At 50.5% G+C, this 18,642-nt stretch carries 17 protein-coding genes; 5 read left to right on the forward strand and 12 right to left on the reverse strand.

Going from position 1 to position 18,642, the window contains the following annotated elements:
* Positions 1–9 precede the first annotated feature (9 nt).
* The 7 genes from AC07VO_RS12360 to AC07VO_RS12390 form a co-directional block, all read right to left on the reverse strand.
* Positions 10–1,080, reverse strand: coding sequence for a glycoside hydrolase family 99-like domain-containing protein (locus AC07VO_RS12360; protein ID WP_310398221.1), 1,071 nt, complete (start codon positions 1,078–1,080; stop codon positions 10–12).
* Between the two features lie 31 nt (positions 1,081–1,111).
* Positions 1,112–2,215 (reverse strand): glycosyltransferase family 4 protein, encoded by a 1,104-nt coding sequence (locus AC07VO_RS12365; protein WP_310398223.1) that lies wholly within the window; start codon positions 2,213–2,215, stop codon positions 1,112–1,114.
* An 890-nt stretch (positions 2,216–3,105) separates the two neighbouring features.
* A complete protein-coding gene (locus AC07VO_RS12370; RefSeq protein ID WP_310398226.1) occupies positions 3,106–4,344 on the reverse strand; it encodes a lipopolysaccharide biosynthesis protein in 1,239 nt (412 codons plus the stop codon).
* 62 nt (positions 4,345–4,406) lie between these two features.
* Positions 4,407–5,744: a hypothetical protein gene (locus AC07VO_RS12375; RefSeq protein WP_495007521.1), complete on the reverse strand. Its 1,338-nt coding sequence runs from the start codon at positions 5,742–5,744 to the stop codon at positions 4,407–4,409.
* An 81-nt stretch (positions 5,745–5,825) separates the two neighbouring features.
* The gene (locus AC07VO_RS12380) at positions 5,826–7,151 is read right to left on the reverse strand and encodes a UDP-glucose dehydrogenase family protein (protein WP_310398230.1); all 1,326 of its coding nucleotides are present in this window, start codon (positions 7,149–7,151) and stop codon (positions 5,826–5,828) included.
* Between the two features lie 308 nt (positions 7,152–7,459).
* On the reverse strand, positions 7,460–9,685 hold the full coding sequence (locus AC07VO_RS12385; RefSeq protein ID WP_310398233.1) for a polysaccharide biosynthesis tyrosine autokinase: 2,226 nt from the start codon (positions 9,683–9,685) through the stop codon (positions 7,460–7,462).
* Positions 9,686–9,730: 45 nt separating this feature from the next.
* Positions 9,731–10,171 (reverse strand): low molecular weight protein-tyrosine-phosphatase, encoded by a 441-nt coding sequence (locus AC07VO_RS12390; protein ID WP_172901207.1) that lies wholly within the window; start codon positions 10,169–10,171, stop codon positions 9,731–9,733.
* Between AC07VO_RS12390 and AC07VO_RS12395 the strand changes: the two genes are divergently transcribed.
* From AC07VO_RS12395 to rfaH, 4 genes are all read left to right on the forward strand, one after another.
* Entirely contained in the window at positions 10,085–10,360 is a 276-nt protein-coding gene (locus tag AC07VO_RS12395; protein WP_064621216.1) for a hypothetical protein, read from the forward strand. The genes AC07VO_RS12390 and AC07VO_RS12395 overlap by 87 nt on opposite strands.
* A 470-nt stretch (positions 10,361–10,830) precedes the next feature.
* Positions 10,831–11,664, forward strand: a complete 834-nt coding sequence (galU, locus tag AC07VO_RS12400) for a UTP--glucose-1-phosphate uridylyltransferase GalU (protein WP_018928284.1) — start codon at positions 10,831–10,833, stop codon at positions 11,662–11,664.
* Positions 11,665–11,713: 49 nt separating this feature from the next.
* Positions 11,714–12,145: a hypothetical protein gene (locus AC07VO_RS12405; protein ID WP_018928285.1), complete on the forward strand. Its 432-nt coding sequence runs from the start codon at positions 11,714–11,716 to the stop codon at positions 12,143–12,145.
* Entirely contained in the window at positions 12,142–12,648 is a 507-nt protein-coding gene (gene rfaH, locus AC07VO_RS12410; RefSeq protein WP_019581966.1) for a transcription/translation regulatory transformer protein RfaH, read from the forward strand. Before AC07VO_RS12405 ends, rfaH begins: the two co-directional genes overlap by 4 nt.
* Positions 12,649–12,717: 69 nt before the next feature.
* On the opposite strand, the gene AC07VO_RS12415 is transcribed toward rfaH, so the two are convergent.
* Positions 12,718–13,554, reverse strand: coding sequence for an undecaprenyl-diphosphate phosphatase (locus AC07VO_RS12415; RefSeq protein WP_019581965.1), 837 nt, complete (start codon positions 13,552–13,554; stop codon positions 12,718–12,720).
* Between the two features lie 380 nt (positions 13,555–13,934).
* Between AC07VO_RS12415 and AC07VO_RS12420 the strand changes: the two genes are divergently transcribed.
* Positions 13,935–14,351: a hypothetical protein gene (locus AC07VO_RS12420; RefSeq protein ID WP_018928288.1), complete on the forward strand. Its 417-nt coding sequence runs from the start codon at positions 13,935–13,937 to the stop codon at positions 14,349–14,351.
* Here AC07VO_RS12420 and AC07VO_RS12425 read toward each other — a convergent pair.
* The 4 genes from AC07VO_RS12425 to AC07VO_RS12440 form a co-directional block, all read right to left on the reverse strand.
* A complete protein-coding gene (locus AC07VO_RS12425) occupies positions 14,345–15,247 on the reverse strand; it encodes a universal stress protein (protein WP_310398237.1) in 903 nt (300 codons plus the stop codon). The genes AC07VO_RS12420 and AC07VO_RS12425 overlap by 7 nt on opposite strands.
* Positions 15,248–15,436: 189 nt before the next feature.
* Positions 15,437–16,036, reverse strand: a complete 600-nt coding sequence (locus AC07VO_RS12430) for a trypsin-like peptidase domain-containing protein (RefSeq protein ID WP_018928290.1) — start codon at positions 16,034–16,036, stop codon at positions 15,437–15,439.
* A gap of 338 nt (positions 16,037–16,374) precedes the next feature.
* Positions 16,375–17,595: an organoarsenical effux MFS transporter ArsJ gene (arsJ, locus tag AC07VO_RS12435; RefSeq protein WP_064616862.1), complete on the reverse strand. Its 1,221-nt coding sequence runs from the start codon at positions 17,593–17,595 to the stop codon at positions 16,375–16,377.
* A 9-nt stretch (positions 17,596–17,604) separates the two neighbouring features.
* Complete coding sequence (locus AC07VO_RS12440; RefSeq protein ID WP_018928292.1) at positions 17,605–18,609, reverse strand: ArsJ-associated glyceraldehyde-3-phosphate dehydrogenase; 1,005 nt, start codon at positions 18,607–18,609, stop codon at positions 17,605–17,607.
* Positions 18,610–18,642 lie beyond the last annotated feature (33 nt).

Here is an 18,642-nt window from a genome sequence, read left to right on the forward strand (position 1 = left end):
TTGGTTCTTTCAATGTGAGGGGTTTTCAGAGCTATCTGAAGTTTTGAAAGTGTTTTTAATCTGTTCTAAATATTGAAATTTATATTTTTTGGTTGGCTCAATATATGAACCCTCGCCGTATTCATTCCAACAACATATGACAACGGTGCTTAGTGTCTTCTTGGGCTCTGAGGTAATAAGCGATTTTGCTGACTCCAAGTGCAATCTAAATTGCTCTGGTGTGCTGCTCGAATTATCATGATTGGGGGATTCGCTTCCACCCCATGGAGTTTTGTCCCAGCCCGAAGTGACGGGAATTAAATAGGGCAACTTGCTAGTACTTAAAGCCGAATTCCAAGCTTGTTCGTATCCATCTGAAAGTTCTTTGTAACTTGCGGACGGACGCCTTTCGCTCAACTTCTCGGCTGCATTAAGTTGATAATTATAAGCGGACAATGCGTCGTAATTCTGAAGCGGCAAAATCTCTTGAGAAAATCTGTCACCAGCCTTTATTGATCCAACAAAATATATTCCAGGCAATCCTTCCTGGATCGCTCGATCCCGTGCCCTTTCCAATAGTTCATTGGCATTACTGCCAAAGTTTCTGGCGTCCCTTTCAAGTAATTCAGATGAAAATATAAAAACGACGGGTTTACCATCTATTTTTTTATAGCCAGGCGCTCTGAAATAATGATCTATCCAGTACTGCACTATATCATCGAATTGCTTAAGGCTCGAGGGTGTCCCGGTATGGTTGGCCCAGAGAAGGGTAAACTTGATATCATGTGTATCTTTTAATCTGGAGAAAGAGTCTATAGCGTGCGTCCGATTAACACCGTGAATATTGTCCCAGTACCAATCATAGATAACGAAATTTATTCCATACTGATGCATCCAGTCGATCTGTATTTTTGTGTTTTCTGCAGATCCTTCTTTATACCACCCCAGTAGAGGCTCTCTATCCTTAAATGGCTTTATCTTCTGCCAGGGGTCATTCGGTTGATCCCAACCTGGATAGTAGTAAACGCCTATATCAACTGAAGGGCTCGCACTTGCAGTTAGATAAAACAAGGAAAGCATGAGTAGCATGATAAGTTTCATGGTATTCCCGATAACATGGATTGCTCTGCTTTTAATTTGTGTTTTCCAGCATTGAGTTTATGTGCTCTTTATAGCTTTTTATTGAGAATTTCTTGTAATAAGTATCAAGCGCGCACTTACTCAGTTTTTCGTACAGAGGACTGCCCGGCGAAGGAAGTCCTAGCAGGACATCCTCAAGGCTGCTTTGATTGGCAGGAATGAAAAGGAAACCATCTTTTTCATGGTTAACGATCTCTACCAAACCACCATGGCCCGCAGCTATCACTGGTTTTCCGACAGAGTACGCTTCTATCGCTACTCGACCGAACGGCTCCGGCTTCGTAGAGGGGACAACAACATAGCTTGCCCATTGAAAGTGCTCGGTAGGGTCCGAGCAAAAAGGGAAAAATTCGACGTTGTCGGAGATCCCATATGATTTTACTTTTTCGATTAAATCCTTTTCCAGATATTCGTACCCCTCAAAAGGGCTACCCACTATCCTTATGCGAAAGTCATTTCTTGCGTTATTGGCCAATTTTCCAATGACATCAATGAAAAAGTCTTGCCCTTTCCAGGTGTTTATCCTGCCGATCAGAAGTAGATTCTTACAGTCTCTTTCAGTACGCAGCGATGGGACGTTGTAAAGGGGGGCTACACCATTATAAATTACTGTTCCCGGAAGATTAAAAGCGGATTTCGTAGCCTCGGAATTGAATATTAGTTTTGCACCTGAGAACCGTAGGAGTAAACGGAAGATCCCAATGAGTTTTTTGTCGGGAATTTCTCTGATATGGCAAAAGAAACTTTTCTTGGAAAATCTATAAAATCCGGCAGCGACCAGCGCGGACAACATAACGGTCGTATTTATGTATATTGCATTAAACGCCTTATATTTTTTTGCATAATACAAGGTCGCCTTGATGAGCTCCATGCTATAGCTGAATGGTTTTTTTAGCTTCTGCTTTCTCAGTATTCCATAGGGGTAATACTCTATTTCGGCCCCCATGCTATTAACTAGCGGAGAGAGGTCCCCAAGAAAAGGCAGAATGCAGTAAATTCTCTTTTTTACGGAGATCGACTCAATTGCCGTAAGGAAACTTCGATCTGAACCGTACAGCTCGGAGCTTTGATGAAGGCAAAGTATTTCATCTCGCATATGATTTCCTTGGACTCAGCACATGTAGCGCAAGTAACATCAGTGATAAATACCTGATATTTCTTTCTTTAAGGCATGTATTCAGGCTAAAGAACAACACATATAATGATATTTTAAATTTATGATATTTTACGTAATCGAAAACCAATGGCCTCGACAGTATGAGGTTTCGGAATCGCTGAACCTTTTTGGCATAAGCTTGTCCGCCCTCTCTGAGTGCCGAGCTATGGGGAATTGATGTCTTGAGAATAAATATTTCGTTATAGCAGTTCGCGTAGTCGATGAAAAATCGTGTATCAACCCCATAGAAACTCAAGCGCTCATCAAACTTTAGCCCTCGCGACAGCGCTTCTTTAGATATGACAGTCCCGCTCATCATTGCCACTATATTTTTAGATGGGACGGGACCTGTCGTCAAACTCTGTAAGTTCAATGCTCTGCCACGAACTCCCTTTATGGTTCCAGGTGATATAAGGCTGTGATTGAACAAAATTTGAGGCACCGCCACTGGCACACGGCTCCTGAAAAACAAATCCAAACTTGATATATAATCATTAGTTATGCTGGAGTCGTCATCCAACACTATAAAATAGTCCGAGCCTGCACTATTGGAGATCAGAGTGTTGTATACCTTCGAAAGGTGCTCGTTTTTTCCACTGTGGTGATACGTTATTTGGCCAGGCAATGTTGGGATTGATGCCTCTCCGAATCCCTGCTCAGAATTATCCCAAATTGAAAACTTTGGGATAATTCCTGCCGACTGAAAATCCAGGGTAGCTAACGATTTGAGCGTAGTGGTTAAACTAGGGTTGGTAGAGTAAACCACAACAAGGAAGTTAACTTGTACAAGCTGGCTCTGTGTGAGTGTCATGACAAACCTGAAGGTTTAGCTACGATTGAGTTGAACTAATGACATTTGTCGATGTGCGCCGATTAAGGTCTAGTGTTGCTAGAGGGAATAAGATTACATTAACGCATGCAATGGTACTCCCAATGGCAACTGCTGCACCCAACGTGCCCCAGCCCCCTAAAAGCCAATAAGTCACGAACGGAGATAGTGCGACAGTCAGATACAGCGCCACGTTAAGATGGTGAATATTTGAAGCGTTCTGGTAATAATATCCGCACACTGATGTAGAGCAATTTACAAAAAAGCCTAACAATACGATGTAGCATGCGACGTGGAAGCTTTCCGGTATTTGTTCACTAAACCTGACTAACGCCAGCAGCGAAACCAAATAAATGCAGGAGAAGGAAGTCAACTTCTTTGTATTGGACCAAAATATTTTTTTTATGGCTCGATAGTCTGATCGACTGGCAAGCTCTGAAAATCGAGGCGCAGATATAGAATTTATTGATACCGATATGAAGGTTGAAAGCATTGCCAGTCTTTGGAGTATGTTGAAGACGGAAGCAAATGAAGCTCCTAAAAGCAAGGAGGCCAACAGATATGGCAACCAACCTACTAGCTGCGTTCCTATTGTTGCGGATGCATACTTCAATTGTGAAGCTAGAATTTTATTGAGTGGCTTTTTAGATAGCGCAGATATCGGAGCCCACGTCATATTTGCTTTTCTTGCAAACACAACAGATATAATCAGGTAAATTAAAATGGAGGCGTAGAAGGAGACTACAATGGTTGTGTCGGGAGCTAACGATAGAAAATCAAGGTGGGTTGCGAGCTTAATCGCCAGATAAAAAGCCAAAAAAGCCCAGGGCTGAATGACATTTATACCCAGGATTTGGGTGACGGTCTTATGCCTTGCTTGATATATAAAAAAAACAGTATTAGCGGCGGAAAATACAGGAATCAGTATAAAAATAAGAAGTATTGACGAGTGATCACTACTAGCGCTTGATAGGCTACTCCAGTGCTGGACATAGAAATCTCCAAGGAAATATGTAATAGGGCTCAGTATTGACCCCATCAGAAGGCTAACTACTACTGATTGATTGAAGCAGTCCTGTACTGTCTCGCTTGACTGCTTATAATAATTTCTTACCAGATGGATGTCCGATCCGAAGCGTGCTATAACTGCGGAAATCTGAAATATAGTATAAGCAACAAGAAACAGCCCTGCCAAATCACTGCTTTCTATTTTCAGAATAACAATATTCGCAAGCAGCACGGCTATAGCGCCGACAATTCGAATGCATAGCAAGTGGAGTGACTTCGACTTTAGTATGTTCATTATGGTCTTGGCAGCCTATTGTTTAAGTAGTTGACTTCAATAGCCTGATCACTTTTGCGTCTGACCAAGTTGGCGGAGATGACCAGCAAGATCCAAGTCATATAGTAGTATACGGATCCAGACAGATGCTGGAACAGGGATATGATCGCAGCGGAGATAGAAATACCGAAAGCGAATATTATGATTATTTCATATTCTGGCAACCTGGGTGCAGGCCTGAATGCAGAACTGAACAACCTCGAGTAAACAAAAGGAATCATAAAAAATGCAATCCCGAAAGTCATTGTTCCATACACAAAGTACGAGTCAAACTGCCCTCTATACTTACCAAGACCGGCACCAACAATAGTAAACTCAGACATTGCTTTTAAATACTGAGGGGCTCTTCCTGCTGCCGAACTATCCAGCGCATTTCCCCCGTAAAAGAAAAGAACAAACAAAATTAAAGCATAGCTAGAAACTATTAAGAAAGCGGATTTTTTAATGTCAAATACTATAGAGCGCTTGGTTCTTTTGACAAAGAAGAAAAAAGCAGCAATGCATATCGCCAGTATCATGAGCGATGCTCGTACTTGGCTCACCACAATCCCAGCGGAAAGAACCATGAAGGCAGCTGTGTAGATGGCTCGCATTAGAAGTTTCTTTCTTTGTTCTAGAAAAAGCTTGAGGAACAGGTAGAAAGCAGCCATTGCGGCGATGTAAGAATACTGCAAGGCACTTACAAAGATACCCGACGCTCGAAGCTTATCATCCCGAACGATCTGATAATTTACGAAGCGCTCTTCAGTGTTCGACTCGTTATTTTGCCTGGCATCTATAAGGAAGTTGTATCGCCAAGATGATTCCGCATTCCCATCAAATGAGCTGTACTGGTAAATCGCCAACATGGAATTTAAGATTGTCAAGAGGCAGAAAAACTCTATCGCCTTGCGGGTGGTACGATGATCTAAAATATTACTATGTACAAGCAAGAAAGCTAACGCGATAGGGAGAATCGAACTACGCCAATCTAGAATAGCATTTAATGCTCCGTTTTTTGCTATCCCTACAATTAGAAACGCAATGGCAAACAACAAAATTAAAAGTGCGATTTTTTTTGCTTTTTTGCTTTTCGCGGCATGGGCTATATATCTTAGCGATGAAAACACAAAAAGAATCTCGATGTAAAGCTTTACGAGATATCCGGATACTGACGAGCCTATATTGAAGTAATAGTTCGTATAATCTAGCGTAAACAAAAACAGTATCAGAGCGCAAACTGGAAGTACTTTATATTTCCTGGAAAATACAAGAGCGGCAACCATTGTGCTTAATATGAATATGATAGCTTGAATCATTGGCTGCTGGTCTATACCCGTAACATTATCAGGAGGGTTTATTTGAAGCGGAGGCCAAAGCCTCCACTTCAATTTGTAATGTTACTGGCGGCCTATGGAGTAATATTTAATACCTTTATCTTTAAGCTTTTGAGGATCGAAAAGGTTTCTTCCATCAAATATTATAGGCTCGCTAAGTTGGCTTGCAATTTGATCCAGATCGGGTGCCTTGAAGGCTTGCCATTCAGTTATTATGATTAAGGCATCGCTTTCTTTTAAAGCTTCTTCTTTGGTTCCGCACAAACTCAAGTCATCACGATTATTGTAAATTCGCTGAGTTTCTTCCATCGCCTCCGGATCATACGCTCTCACCTTGGCGCCGTTTTTCCACAGTGCCTCCATCAGTACTCGACTGGGTGCTTCACGCATATCATCAGTATTGGGTTTAAAGCTCAAACCCCAAAGAGCGAATGTTTTTCCTGCGATATCCCCATTGTAGTGATTAATTATTTTCCTGAAAATTACACTCTTTTGCTCATTATTCCTTGCTTCTACGGACTTCAGAATTACTGCATCAAAGTCCAGTTGCTCGGATGTCTTAATGAGGGCTTGTACATCTTTAGGAAAACAAGAGCCACCATACCCGGATCCTGCATAGATGAAGTGGTAACCAATCCTGGGATCTGAACCTATGCCCTTTCGCACCATTTCGATATCAGCACCGAGCATTTCTGACAAGTTAGAAATCTCATTCATGAAGCTGATTTTTGTTGCAAGCATGCAGTTGGCTGCATATTTCGTCAGCTCAGCGCTGCGAACGTCCATGACGATTATTTTTTCGTGATTACGGTTGAAAGGAGCATAGAGGTCACGTATGACTTCTTCTGTACTCGCCTGTTCCGTACCAATAACTATCCGATCCGGACGCATGCAGTCCGATACTGCAGAACCTTCCTTTAAAAATTCTGGATTCGATGCAACGTCAAATGAGAGATCAGTACGGCCGCGTTGAGCCAGTACGCTCGCAACTCGATCCCTCACTTTATCGGCTGTTCCAACAGGAACGGTAGACTTGTTAATGATAATGCAATTGCTTTCAATATTATTTGCTATCGTTTCGGCAACAGCCAGCACATATTTTAGATCCGCAGATCCGTCCTCATCAGGCGGTGTGCCTACCGCAATGAATTGAACCTTTCCATGCTTCACTGCTGATGCAGCGTCCGTCGTGAACTTCAACCTTCCGGCGGTGTAGTTCTCTTTGACTAAAACTTCCAGTCCAGGCTCATAGATTGGAATAATCCCCTGCTCCAGATTTCTTACTTTTTGTTCATCTACGTCCACACAAATTACATCGTGGCCAATCTCGGCTAGCACCGCCCCTTGAACAAGGCCTACGTAGCCAATTCCGAATACAGTGACTTTCATGATGATTACCTTGGTACAAATGTTGGTTTTTGGCTCACGCCACCCACTTGGAAACCCAAGGAATCCTGGATTCCTTGCTAGCCTTCAAGTCCGGCGGCAAGAATGGCCGGTGAGGAGGGACGTGGCATTAAGCACGCTACCGCCCCAGGATTTTTCGTCATCTTCCTCAGGACGTGGTGCTTTCATGAACTATCGGTTTGATCATGCCTATTGGCTAGTGATCCAGCGCAGCAATAAACGACAAAAACTCAAGAACAACAGCAATACCGTAAAAATCTGAACGGATGACGCGACCTGTTCAATACCCTTTAGTTTTTGTCGGAGGCGTAGGCATAGTGGTAATAACCATAATCACTGTAGCCATACTTGTTGGAAGCCTTTCTCTCTACGCCATTAAAAATCGCACCTTTAATGGCAACTCCGTTCTGGGTGAACCGGCGCACTGTCAACTCGATTTCTTTCGCCGGGTTCAGGCCATAGCGCGTCACGATCAGATTGGTCCCGGACAGACGCCCGACAATCGCCGCATCTGTCACCGCCAGTAGTGGCGGCGTATCGAGAATCACCAGATCGTATTGCTTGCTCACCTGCTCCAATAGCGCGCTGAAATTGGCGTGCATCAGTAACTCGGAAGGATTGGGCGGAATCAGGCCTCGACTGACAAAATCAAAGTTATCGACCGGGGTCTTGTGGATGGCGGTGGCCATATCACAGCGCCGGGCCAGGATATCGGAGAGCCCGTTGTCTGAGGAGACACCTAACACTTTGTGCAAATAGCCTTTGCGCATGTCGACATCGATCAACAATACCCGCAGCCCGGTTTGTGCTATCACCGCCGCGAGGTTGACCGAGACAAACGTTTTACCGACCTGAGGGCTGGGCCCGGAAATCATCAGGCGGTTGTTGTCGGCCTCATGCATGGCGAAGTGCAGACTGGTACGCAAACTGCGCAATGCCTCGATTGCCAGATCGGTAGGATGAGTGACGGCCAGCAATGAAGTCCCATTGGAGCGCCCTCGTCCGCGGGAGACTTTATCTTCTTCGGCTTTCTGCAGAATGCTGTAGGGAATCGACGCATAGACCGGCAACCCAAGTTGCTCGATGGCTTCCGGACTCTCCAGCCCGCGGTTCAGTGCCTTGCGTACCAGCACCAGGGCCACTGCCAGGAAGCCGCCAAGAATAGTGGCGATCAATACAATCAGGATTTTTTTCGGCTTGACCGGTTTGAGGAAATTGACGTCCGCAGTGTCGATCAGGCGTACGTTACCGACGGTGCCCGCGCGCATCACATCCAGTTCCTGAGACTTATTCAGCAGCTGGGTGTAAATGGCCGTACCGACCTCTACATCCCGGGTAAGGCTCAGCAATTCTTGTTGGGTAGAGGGAAGGCTCTCCACTTTGGACGCCAAACTTTTCTGCTTGCTGCTCAACTCACCGATCTGGGTCAACAATGCGCGATAGGCAGGATGTTGACGGGTGAACTTGCGGTCCATCTCGGCTTGCTGCAACTTCAACTCGGAAATATTGGTATCGAGCCCGACTATCTGATCAAGAATGGCTTTGGTTTCGAGCGTGATGTCCACGGACTTGCTGCGCGTCTGGTACTCATTCAACGCATTTCCGGCTTTTTCCAGATCCTTCTTGACCTCAGGAAGTTGCTCTTTGAGAAACGCCAGGCTCTGCGCAGCCTCTGCTGAAGTGCGCTCTACGTTTTGCCGTACATATATAGCGGCGATTTCATTGAGTATTTTAATCGCCTGGTCCGGATCTGTGCTTTCCAGCGCCAGACCGATCATGCCCGACTCTTTTCCGCGCTCAACTACATCCAGGGCCTCTTGATAGTCGAGGATACTGGTCAGGCGGGAGTTACGGATAATGCGGAAGCGGGTACCAGGATTGGCGTGCAGTTCCTCTATTTGAAACGTTACGCCATTTTTTTCGAAAAGCTCTCCGGCCCGGCTGGCCGCCAATAGGTTGTCATCTTCATCCACCAACGTGAAATGACCATTTTCACCCGTGGTCAGGGTCAATTTCTTGCCCAGTTGCGAATCGGGGAGATCCAGTTTGAAGATCTTCAGCGACTCCCCTCCCCAGGCGAAACTGTTCAACCCCAACAAGGGCTCGGCTATTTCACCGGGATTATTATTCTGGAATCGACGCGCCAGGAACTCACCGAAAACCGGGAAATACTTTGGCTGTATGACAATATCAAGTTTCAAGTTATCGACAGTTTTACCAATCACGGAGCGGGACTGGATCAACTCGATTTCGGTGGCCGAAGGAGACTCCTTGCCCAGCATGCTGCCGATATCCGAGAAGCCCAATAAGTCGTTCTTCTTCGCTTCGACCTGCAACAGCGCATTCGCCTGAAATACCGGTGTCGCCAGCACTGCGTACGCGGCCCCTGCGACCATGAAGGCGCCTGTAACCGCGGCAATCAGCCATTTATGGTCGATGAGTGTTCCAAACAGGCCGAGAAGATCAATCTCGTCATTGTCGTCGTCCCGCACGTTGACTACCGGTGCTTGCTGCATAAGTCGGATTCTTTGCCTTGATTACGATTCAAAAAGGAGTGGCCATCAGCGTGCCAGACGCTGTGCCCATGCGTGTACGGCTTCTTCGATCAACGCATAAGCGTGCACAAAAGCAGGTTTGCCTTGACGGTAGGGGTCGCTGATCTCTCGATCGTCCTGCCATTTGCCCAACAGCAACACTTTGCCCCGCGCTTCAGGGGCAATGTTGAGCACGCCACTGACATGTCGCCGCTCCATCACCAGAATCAAGTCCGCCTCACTGACGGCTTGAGAAGTGAGCTGAACGGCCTGGTGCTCATGGGGCAGATGACCATGCTCTGTGAGCACGGCGTGTGCTGTCGGCTCGATGGGCTTGCCCGTCAGGGCGGCAAGGCCGGCTGAACTGACCTGAATATCGGAATGGACGAGTGCCCCACGCAGCAAATGCTCCGCGGTGGGACTGCGGCATATATTGCCAACACAGACAATCAAAACCCTTTTAAGCAAGATGACCTTCCCCGTCTTGTCAACATTGGCGGTGACCTAGCACTTGCCGAACATAAGAGCTTTAAATTACGAATGAGCCCGGGCATTTATAACGACCAGGAACTGCGACTGAAACTTTCAAACAATCAATGCGTATTTATTACCATGACGCTTGAACAGCCCTCAACTTTTTATCCAGACAAAAAATAACATCGCACTCTCCAGAGTACAAAAATAACAGTTAGTGAATTTATTCAGACAATTTCTAACGGTTGTCGTTTTCTGGCGACTGTTCAATCTAAATTATACTGAAATAGCGAATGACTAATGTATAGCCGTTCCGCTACTGCATTGCCAGGGTGTCGAACATTTGGTTAGTAGTTGGGTAAGGGACGCCTTGGGCAATAACTCTATTTACAGCGGGTTACGTCACGAGCATGCCGTGGAACAACCGGGCATGCTCGCCGGCCAATCGGCTGCTCGATGTCTCCCCTGCCCGCGCCTGGCGAGAAGCATGGCGTGCAGACCATTCGCAGCCCCTGGCGCGTTGCGAACATTGTTCTTGAGTGACCGGGCCGCTTCGAGCCCGCACTCCCCAGCGTGACCGGTTCGGCCAGCCTGGATCGAATCTTTCCTACTGCCATCAGCTATTCCATCAGTCTACTTTCAAGGACGCTTCCATGATTCGTAAATGCCTGTTCCCCGCCGCCGGTTATGGGACCCGCTTTTTACCCGCCACCAAGGCCATGCCGAAGGAGATGCTGCCGATCGTCAGTAAGCCGCTGATCCAGTATGCCGTCGAGGAAGCGCGTGACGCCGGCCTGCAACACATGGCCATCGTCACCGGTCGCGGCAAGCGCGCGCTGGAGGATCATTTCGATACCAGCTACGAGCTGGAGCATCAGATTCGTGGCACCGATAAGGAAAAGTTCCTGCACGGCACTCGCGAGCTGATCGATACCTGCAGTTTTTCCTACACTCGTCAGGTGGAAATGAAAGGCCTGGGGCACGCCATTCTCAGCGGCCGCTCGTTGATCGGTGATGAGCCATTCGCCGTGGTGCTGGCCGACGACCTGTGCCTGAACCTGGAGGGGGATGGAGTTCTGGCGCAAATGCTCAAGCTTTATGAGCAGTTCCGCTGTTCGATCGTGGCGATCCAGGAAGTACCCCGCGAGCAGACTCAGAAGTACGGCGTGATTGCCGGCGAGTTGATTCGCGAGGGGATTTACCGGGTCAACAGCATGGTCGAAAAGCCCCGTCCGGAAGACGCTCCGTCCAACCTGGCGATCATCGGTCGATACATTCTGACCCCCGACATCTTCGACCTGATCGCTGACACCGAACCTGGCAAGGGCGGTGAAATCCAGATCACCGATGCGCTGATGAAGCAGGCCCAGAACGGTTGCGTACTGGCTTACAAGTTCGAGGGTCGACGCTTCGACTGTGGCGGTGCCGAAGGTTATATCGAAGCCACCAACTTCTGCTTCGAGCATCTGCATCAAAACGCCCTGTGATGTTGCTGTCCCCCGATATGGTCTTTATCACCTTATGGACGAAGCCTCTATGAATACGTTGAGCGGTTTCAAGGCAGATGACAGTCGCCACCCGTATAGCGCTGACCTTAAGCACAACCTCGCGTACCGCATCGTGCGCGCCTATGCGTCGGAACTGATTTTCCCCCGCGTGCGAAAACCACCGGTACTGCTGGTGGAACGCATCGGCGCGTTCCCCTCCTCCGGGGAGATCCGCCGCCAAGTCAAGGATGGTCCGGCGCTGCTGGCGAGCATCAAGCAGCGTTATGCCCGCGACGCCCTTGACCTCAACGAGAGCAGCGGGCTGAACCTGGTCTTTGCCGACTGGCGCTTCAGCTTGCGCCTCTCGGGCGAGGGTTGCGTAGCTTGCCTGACCGTGGAAAGTCGGGGCGACAGCTCGCTCCTGCAGCGCAAAACCGCCGAGCTGCTGGGGCAGATCGATGCAGGGAGGGCATTTGAATGAACGCGATTGCCGAACACGCCACCAAAGCCTGGTACCTGGTCCAGTGCAAGCCCAAACAAGATGAGCGCGCCGAAGAACATTTGCAGCGCCAAGGCTATGCATGCTTTCGCAAGACTTACAGACGTGAGCGCATGTTGCGCGGGCAACGTCGAGTGATCAGCGAGTCGCTGTTTCCGGGCTACCTGTTTATTCAACTGAGCCTTCAGGACAGCTGGGGTCCACTGCGCTCGACCCGCGGCGTTTCGCGGGTCGTCGGGTTTGGCGGTCAGCCATTGCCGATCCGCGATGCGCTGATCGACGAACTCCAGGAACCGGACAGCCAGGCGATCGTGACCACGCTGTTGAAACACGGAGATGCGGTGCGCATCACTGAAGGTCCGTTCTGCGATCTCGAAGCGGTGTTCCTGGCCATGGACGGTGAAGAACGGGTACTGCTGATGATGAATTTGCTGCAGCGTGAACAGCAAATTAGCCTGCCACTGGCGCGGGTCAACAAGCTTTAGACGCTTTTAGCTGCTTACACAAAAACGCCGCTCAACAACAAGCGGCGTTTTTTATCAACACAGGAAAACCTACGCCCCTTCCGAGAGGTGATTCCAGTCCACCCAACCCAAAAACCACGTCGCCAGAATCAGTAAACCGAAGGCGATCCGGTACCAGGCAAACACCGCATAACTATGGTTGGCGATGAACTTGAGCAACCCGCGCACGGCAATCATCGCAAAGACGAAAGCGGCGACAAATCCCAGGGCAAACACCGGCAAATCTGCGGCCTGGAACAGGTCGCGATATTTATAGCCCGAGTACACCGCGGCCCCCACCATTGTCGGCATCGCCAGGAAGAACGAAAACTCGGTGGCCGTCTTGCGTGACAGGCCAAACAGCAACCCGCCGATAATCGTCGATCCCGAACGCGAAGTGCCGGGAATCATCGCCAGGCATTGTGCACATCCGACTTTCAAGGCATCGGTCCAGCGCATCTCGTCAACGTGATCGACCACTACCACGTGCTCGCGCTGTTCAGCCCACAACATGATGATCCCGCCGATCACCAGCGCCACGGCCACGGTGATCGGGTTGAACAGATATTGATGGATTTTGTCGGCGAACATCACCCCCAGCACCACCGCCGGCAAGAAACCGATCAGCAAATTCAGAGTAAAACGTTGCGCATTACGCTGGGTCGGCAAACCCGTGGTGATGTCCAGAATCTTGCGACGGAACTCCCAGACGACCGCCAGAATAGCGCCCAACTGAATAATGATATTGAACGCCATGGCTCGCTCACCGCCAAAGTCGAGCAAGTCCGCGGCAATAATCTGATGGCCTGTACTGGAGATCGGCAAAAACTCTGTGAGTCCTTCAACCAGCCCTAGAATCGATACTTGCGTGGTGGTCCAGAAGTCCATTAATCCCCCGTTAACCCCTTTCGGCTGAAAGGTCTGTTGTTGGTTCCGAGCAGCTGTCGGGTCAACGGAGAATTAAAACGCATTACCTGCCGGCTTGAGGCAAACGTTATAAAACGTCCATGACCAGGGCTATGACCACCTCGACAGCCCTACCCGCCTGCTACGCTTTGCGTTCATGACTGGAGGAATAACCATGCCGGACGATCCTCCCCCCGCCCTGCTCGACGCTTGATGGGCGCCTGAAGATGAAATTGACCTGGAAGACTGACACTTGTGTATCGCAAATCCATGGCTGCCACTCATCGTCAGCTCGTTGACGTTTTGAGTTTGGGCGCGCGCAATGTCTACCCCCAAAATGATCGCCCAAGAGAACATTCCACATGGCAAAGATCATAGTGCTCGCTGGTGACTTCCCGCAGTGCGACGGGGAATATCACTCGGGTACCATCACGCTCAAAACGGCCCTTAAGCCACGACTGGGGAAAAGCTTCCCGGTCTCGGAATTTAAAGATCTAACGATCCAGAACACGGACTCCAACAAGAATATAAAGAGCGCCATCGGCCTGGGCATTGCGGGCGCGATGTTGTTGGGGCCGGTCGGTGCCATCGCTGGCTATCTGCTCGCGGGCAACAACACGGAAGTGACCTTCATGGCCACCCTGAAGGACGGTGGCAAGCTCCTGGCGGCAACCGATAGCGATACCTTCGAGGACATCTCGGCACGTGCCCACAAAAAAAACCGCCCCGGTCGCCGAGGCGTCCCTCGCGAATCATTTAACAACGACTCCATTCACTGATCCGCTGCCCCCGTGACCGCGAAGATGTTGCAGGGCACTCGATACAGAACATGCTCCGTCGTACTGCCCACCCACTTGCCCAACCCCTTGCGATGCGCATTGCCCATGACGATCACATCGGCCCGGTGATGCGCTGCAAAGTCAGCCAGCGCTTTGCCGGGCGGGCCCGCAACGAAGTGTTGTCGCTCGGTGGGCACGCCAAAGTGGTCGGCCAATGCGATGAATGACTGATGCAGAGACTTGCGCAGGTCACTGTTGAAGCCTGGCATCGTCACTGCACCCGCGCCTGCGTCGGCTATATGCGTCAGCGACAGATCATAGGCATGCAGCAAATGCAGTTCTGCGTTGCATTGCATGGCCAGTCCGTTCGCTGCCTGGATGATGCGGTCGTTGATGCCGGTGATCTGCGTATCGGGTTGCGACGGATCGACCGCCGCCACGATCACCCGCGGCAGCGGACACCTGACTTCGCTGACCAGATGCACAGGCACCGGACATTCGCGCAACAGGTGCCAATCCAGAGGTGTAACGAAAACACGCTTGAGTGCAGACTCGTGCTGCACGTCCTTGATCACCAGATCCGGCTGCATTTCTGCCACGTGCCGAAGGATTTCTTGCAACGCGCTGCGGGTTACAAGCACTTCGGTGCTTACCGTGACCCCGCGCCCGCGTATCAGATCTGCTTCATCCTTCAGCCACTTTTCGTTCTCTTGCTGACAGGCCTCACGAAACCGCGCACCGGCGCTCATCAACCCCAAAAGGTGAGAGTCTTCGATAAACACCGTGATGTGCAGCGCTGCGCCAGTGGCTTCGGCGATGGCGACAGCTCGTTCCAACGCCGGGGTGTGACGCATGGCTGGGCCGGCTATCAGAAAGAGTCGTTGATATTGGCTCATGTAACACCTCCAAACGTTCCGGGATATCTAACTCCCCCCAACGCTCTCGCCTGTCACACCACCGACGATTGGCTATCGCCTCAACTAACGGGATCGACACTATCAATATACGCCTTGATTGAATAAGCGAGTGATAGACGCGCCACGTCACACCGAATCCGATGTTCCGGATTCGGTGATGACCCAACACTACTTCTGCGCGTATTTCGTGCCGTGCGAATCGTTAAGCTGTGCCTGCATCAGCCCCCACTCACGTTGAATGATCGAGTAAGGAATAAAGATACTGATCCGCTCAGCGCCCTTTACCCCAGGGTGAAAACTCACATCGTGAAGTGTGGTGGAGAAGAATCCGACATTAATACCGACAATGCTGCCGTCATTGGCGATAACCGGCCCACCCGACATCCCCTTGATCATCGGGGCATCATGGATGGCATAGCGTTCGCCGCTGCCTTCATCACTGTTGATGAAAGGCGCCGGATACACCTTGCCTTGCCCGCTGACCGTTGTCATATACGGGCTCGTTCCCACGGCAGTGATGTGCTCACCCACGCGCGGTGCGCGCCATGACGGATAATGGCCGTCAGCCTTGTGCTTGATGAAGACCAGGTCGCAACCGGTGCTGCAGCTGTATATCACGTTGCGAATGAGTGGGGTGTGGCGGGTGGTGACGGCGTAATCCTCGTTCCATTGCACGGCCGAGGCGGTGTACAGATAGGGCAAGGGAAAGCCTGAGAAGACTGAGAAATATGAATCGTTGGCAGGTCCCGACAAGTCGGGTTTTACCATACCGTTGCATCCTGCAATACCAGCTCCTATTAAAAAGTAGGCCATGATTTTAATCATGATGTTCACCGACTTATAAGGAGATTTTAGTTTTTGTTGTGTCAGGTTTTTAGTGATCAGGTTGTTGTAGTTGTTCCTCGCTGCCTGTTCTGGTGCGTAATGTATGGCTTAGGTTGTAAGCGTGTGTATGAATTTATTGCGCTAAGAACAATCGCTTTTCGTTACATATAAAAAACTTCAAATATTTGGCGCCTGAAAAATGTCACATGCGCCAAAATAAATATAAATGGAAGTTGCACTTAATAAGTGTAAAACGCGTGAAACAGTACTTTTAGAGCGATTTAGAGCACGTTGGAATGCCGCGGCAACCTAACAGAAATCAGTGCCGCGAAAATAACAAATGCGCTGGATATCCATAAACACGCTTCCAGCCCGAAGACCTGAAAAACCCAACCGGAGAGCACGGTGCCGATCAGCCGTCCCATGGCGTTGGACATGTAGTAGAAGCCCACATCCAGCGATACGCCGTCTTCCTTGGCGTAGGACACGATCAGGTAGCTGTGCAGCGAGGAATTCACCGCGAACAACGCACCAAAGATCATCAAACCACCCAACAGCACCCACTGCGGCGACAACCCGGTATTCAGCCCCAGCGCGATTGCCGCCGGCAGGCCTGCCAAGGCAACCGCCCAAAGAAACGCCGCGCGGCCATCCGGGACATGCCCTCGTTGCTTGCCGGTGATCCGCGGCGCGAGCGATTGCACGATGCCGTAGCCAATCACCCAGGCCGCCAGGAATCCACCGACCTTCCAGAAGTCCCAGCCAAAAACGCTGCTCAAGTACACCGGTAAAGCCACGACGAACCAGACATCGCGGGCACCGAACAGGAACATCCGTGCCGCCGACAAGATGTTGATGGCCCGGCTCTTGGACAGGATGTCACGGAACCTGGGCTTGGCTTTCGCCTTACCCAGGTCCTTTTTCAACAGGATCAGGCTGCCGAGCCAGATCAGCGAAAGAACGCCTGCCATGGCCAGCAGCGCCCCTCTGAAACCGATCAGGGCGAGCAATGCCCCGCCGAGAAAGAAACCGACGCCCTTGAGGGCATTCTTCGAGCCGGTGAGGATGGCTATCCATTGATAAAGCGTGCCCTGTTGCCCGTCGGGCACCAGAAGCTTGATCGAGCTTTTGGCGCTCATCTTGTTCAGGTCTTTGGCGATCCCCGACAGTGCCTGCGCCCCCATCACCCAAGGAATCGTCAGCCAAGCGACTGGCACCGTCAGCATCAACAGCGCCACCACCTGCATCCCCAGCCCGATGTTCATGGTCCGGTTCAGCCCCAGTCGCGCGCCGAGATAACCGCCCAGCAGGTTGGTGATCACGCCAAAGAGTTCGTAGAACAGAAACAACGCCGCGATTTGCAACGGGCTGTAGCCCAACCCGTGAAAGTGCAGCACCACCAACATGCGCAAGGCACCGTCGGTGAGGGTAAAAGCCCAGTAATTGCCCGTAACAAGCAGGTATTGCCGCACTGACGGCGCGAGGGCTGACAAGGCTTTCATCAACGCTCCTTAAACGGCCAGACCGACCATCCTGGCCAATTCGACGGTGCGGTTCGCGTACCCCCATTCATTGTCGTACCAGGCATAGATTTTGACCTGGGTGCCGTTGATGACCATGGTCGACAGCGCATCGATGATCGATGAGCGCGGATCGGTGCGGTAGTCGATGGACACCAGCGGACGCTCCTCGAAACCGAGAATACCTTTGAGTTCGTTCTCGGACGCGTCCTTGAGAAACCGATTCACTTCGTCAACCGTGGTGACGCGATCGACCTCAAACACACAATCAGTCAGCGAAGCATTGGCCAACGGTACGCGCACCGCGTGACCATTCAGACGTCCGCGCAGCTCCGGGAAAATTTCCGCGATGGCGGTGGCCGAACCGGTGCTGGTCGGGATCAGGCTCATGCCCGAAGCCCGCGCACGGCGCAGATCCTTGTGGGGTTGGTCGAGAATGCTTTGGGTGTTGGTCAAGTCGTGAATGGTGGTGATCGAGCCGTGGCGAATGCCTAGCGCTTCATGGATCACCTTGACCACTGGCGCGAGGCAATTGGTGGTGCACGACGCCGCGGTAACGATGCGATGCTCCGCCGGATTGAACAGTTGATGGTTGACGCCCATGACGATGTTCAGCGCGCCCTCTTCTTTCACCGGAGCGCTGACCACCACGCGCTTGACGCCCTGGTCGAGGTACGCCTGAAGCACCGCGACAGTCTTCATCTTGCCGCTGGCTTCAATCACCAGATCGCAGCCCGACCAATCGGTATCGGCAATCGCCTTGTTGGCGGAAACCTTGATGCGCTTGCCGTCGATGACAATGCAGTTGCCCTCGGCGCTGGCTTGATCATTCCAGCGACCATGCACCGAATCGAAGTTCAGCAGGTGCGCATGCGTCGCCGCGTCGCCTGCCGGGTCGTTGATCTGCACGAACTCAAACTCCGGCCAGTGCCAGGCGGCGCGCATGGCGAGACGACCGATGCGGCCAAAACCATTGATGCCCACTTTGATAGTCATGTTGGTGTGCTCTGTATCTGTTGTCAGGGATAG

It is taken from the genome of Pseudomonas sp. GW821-FHT03E01 (genome assembly GCF_059420765.1).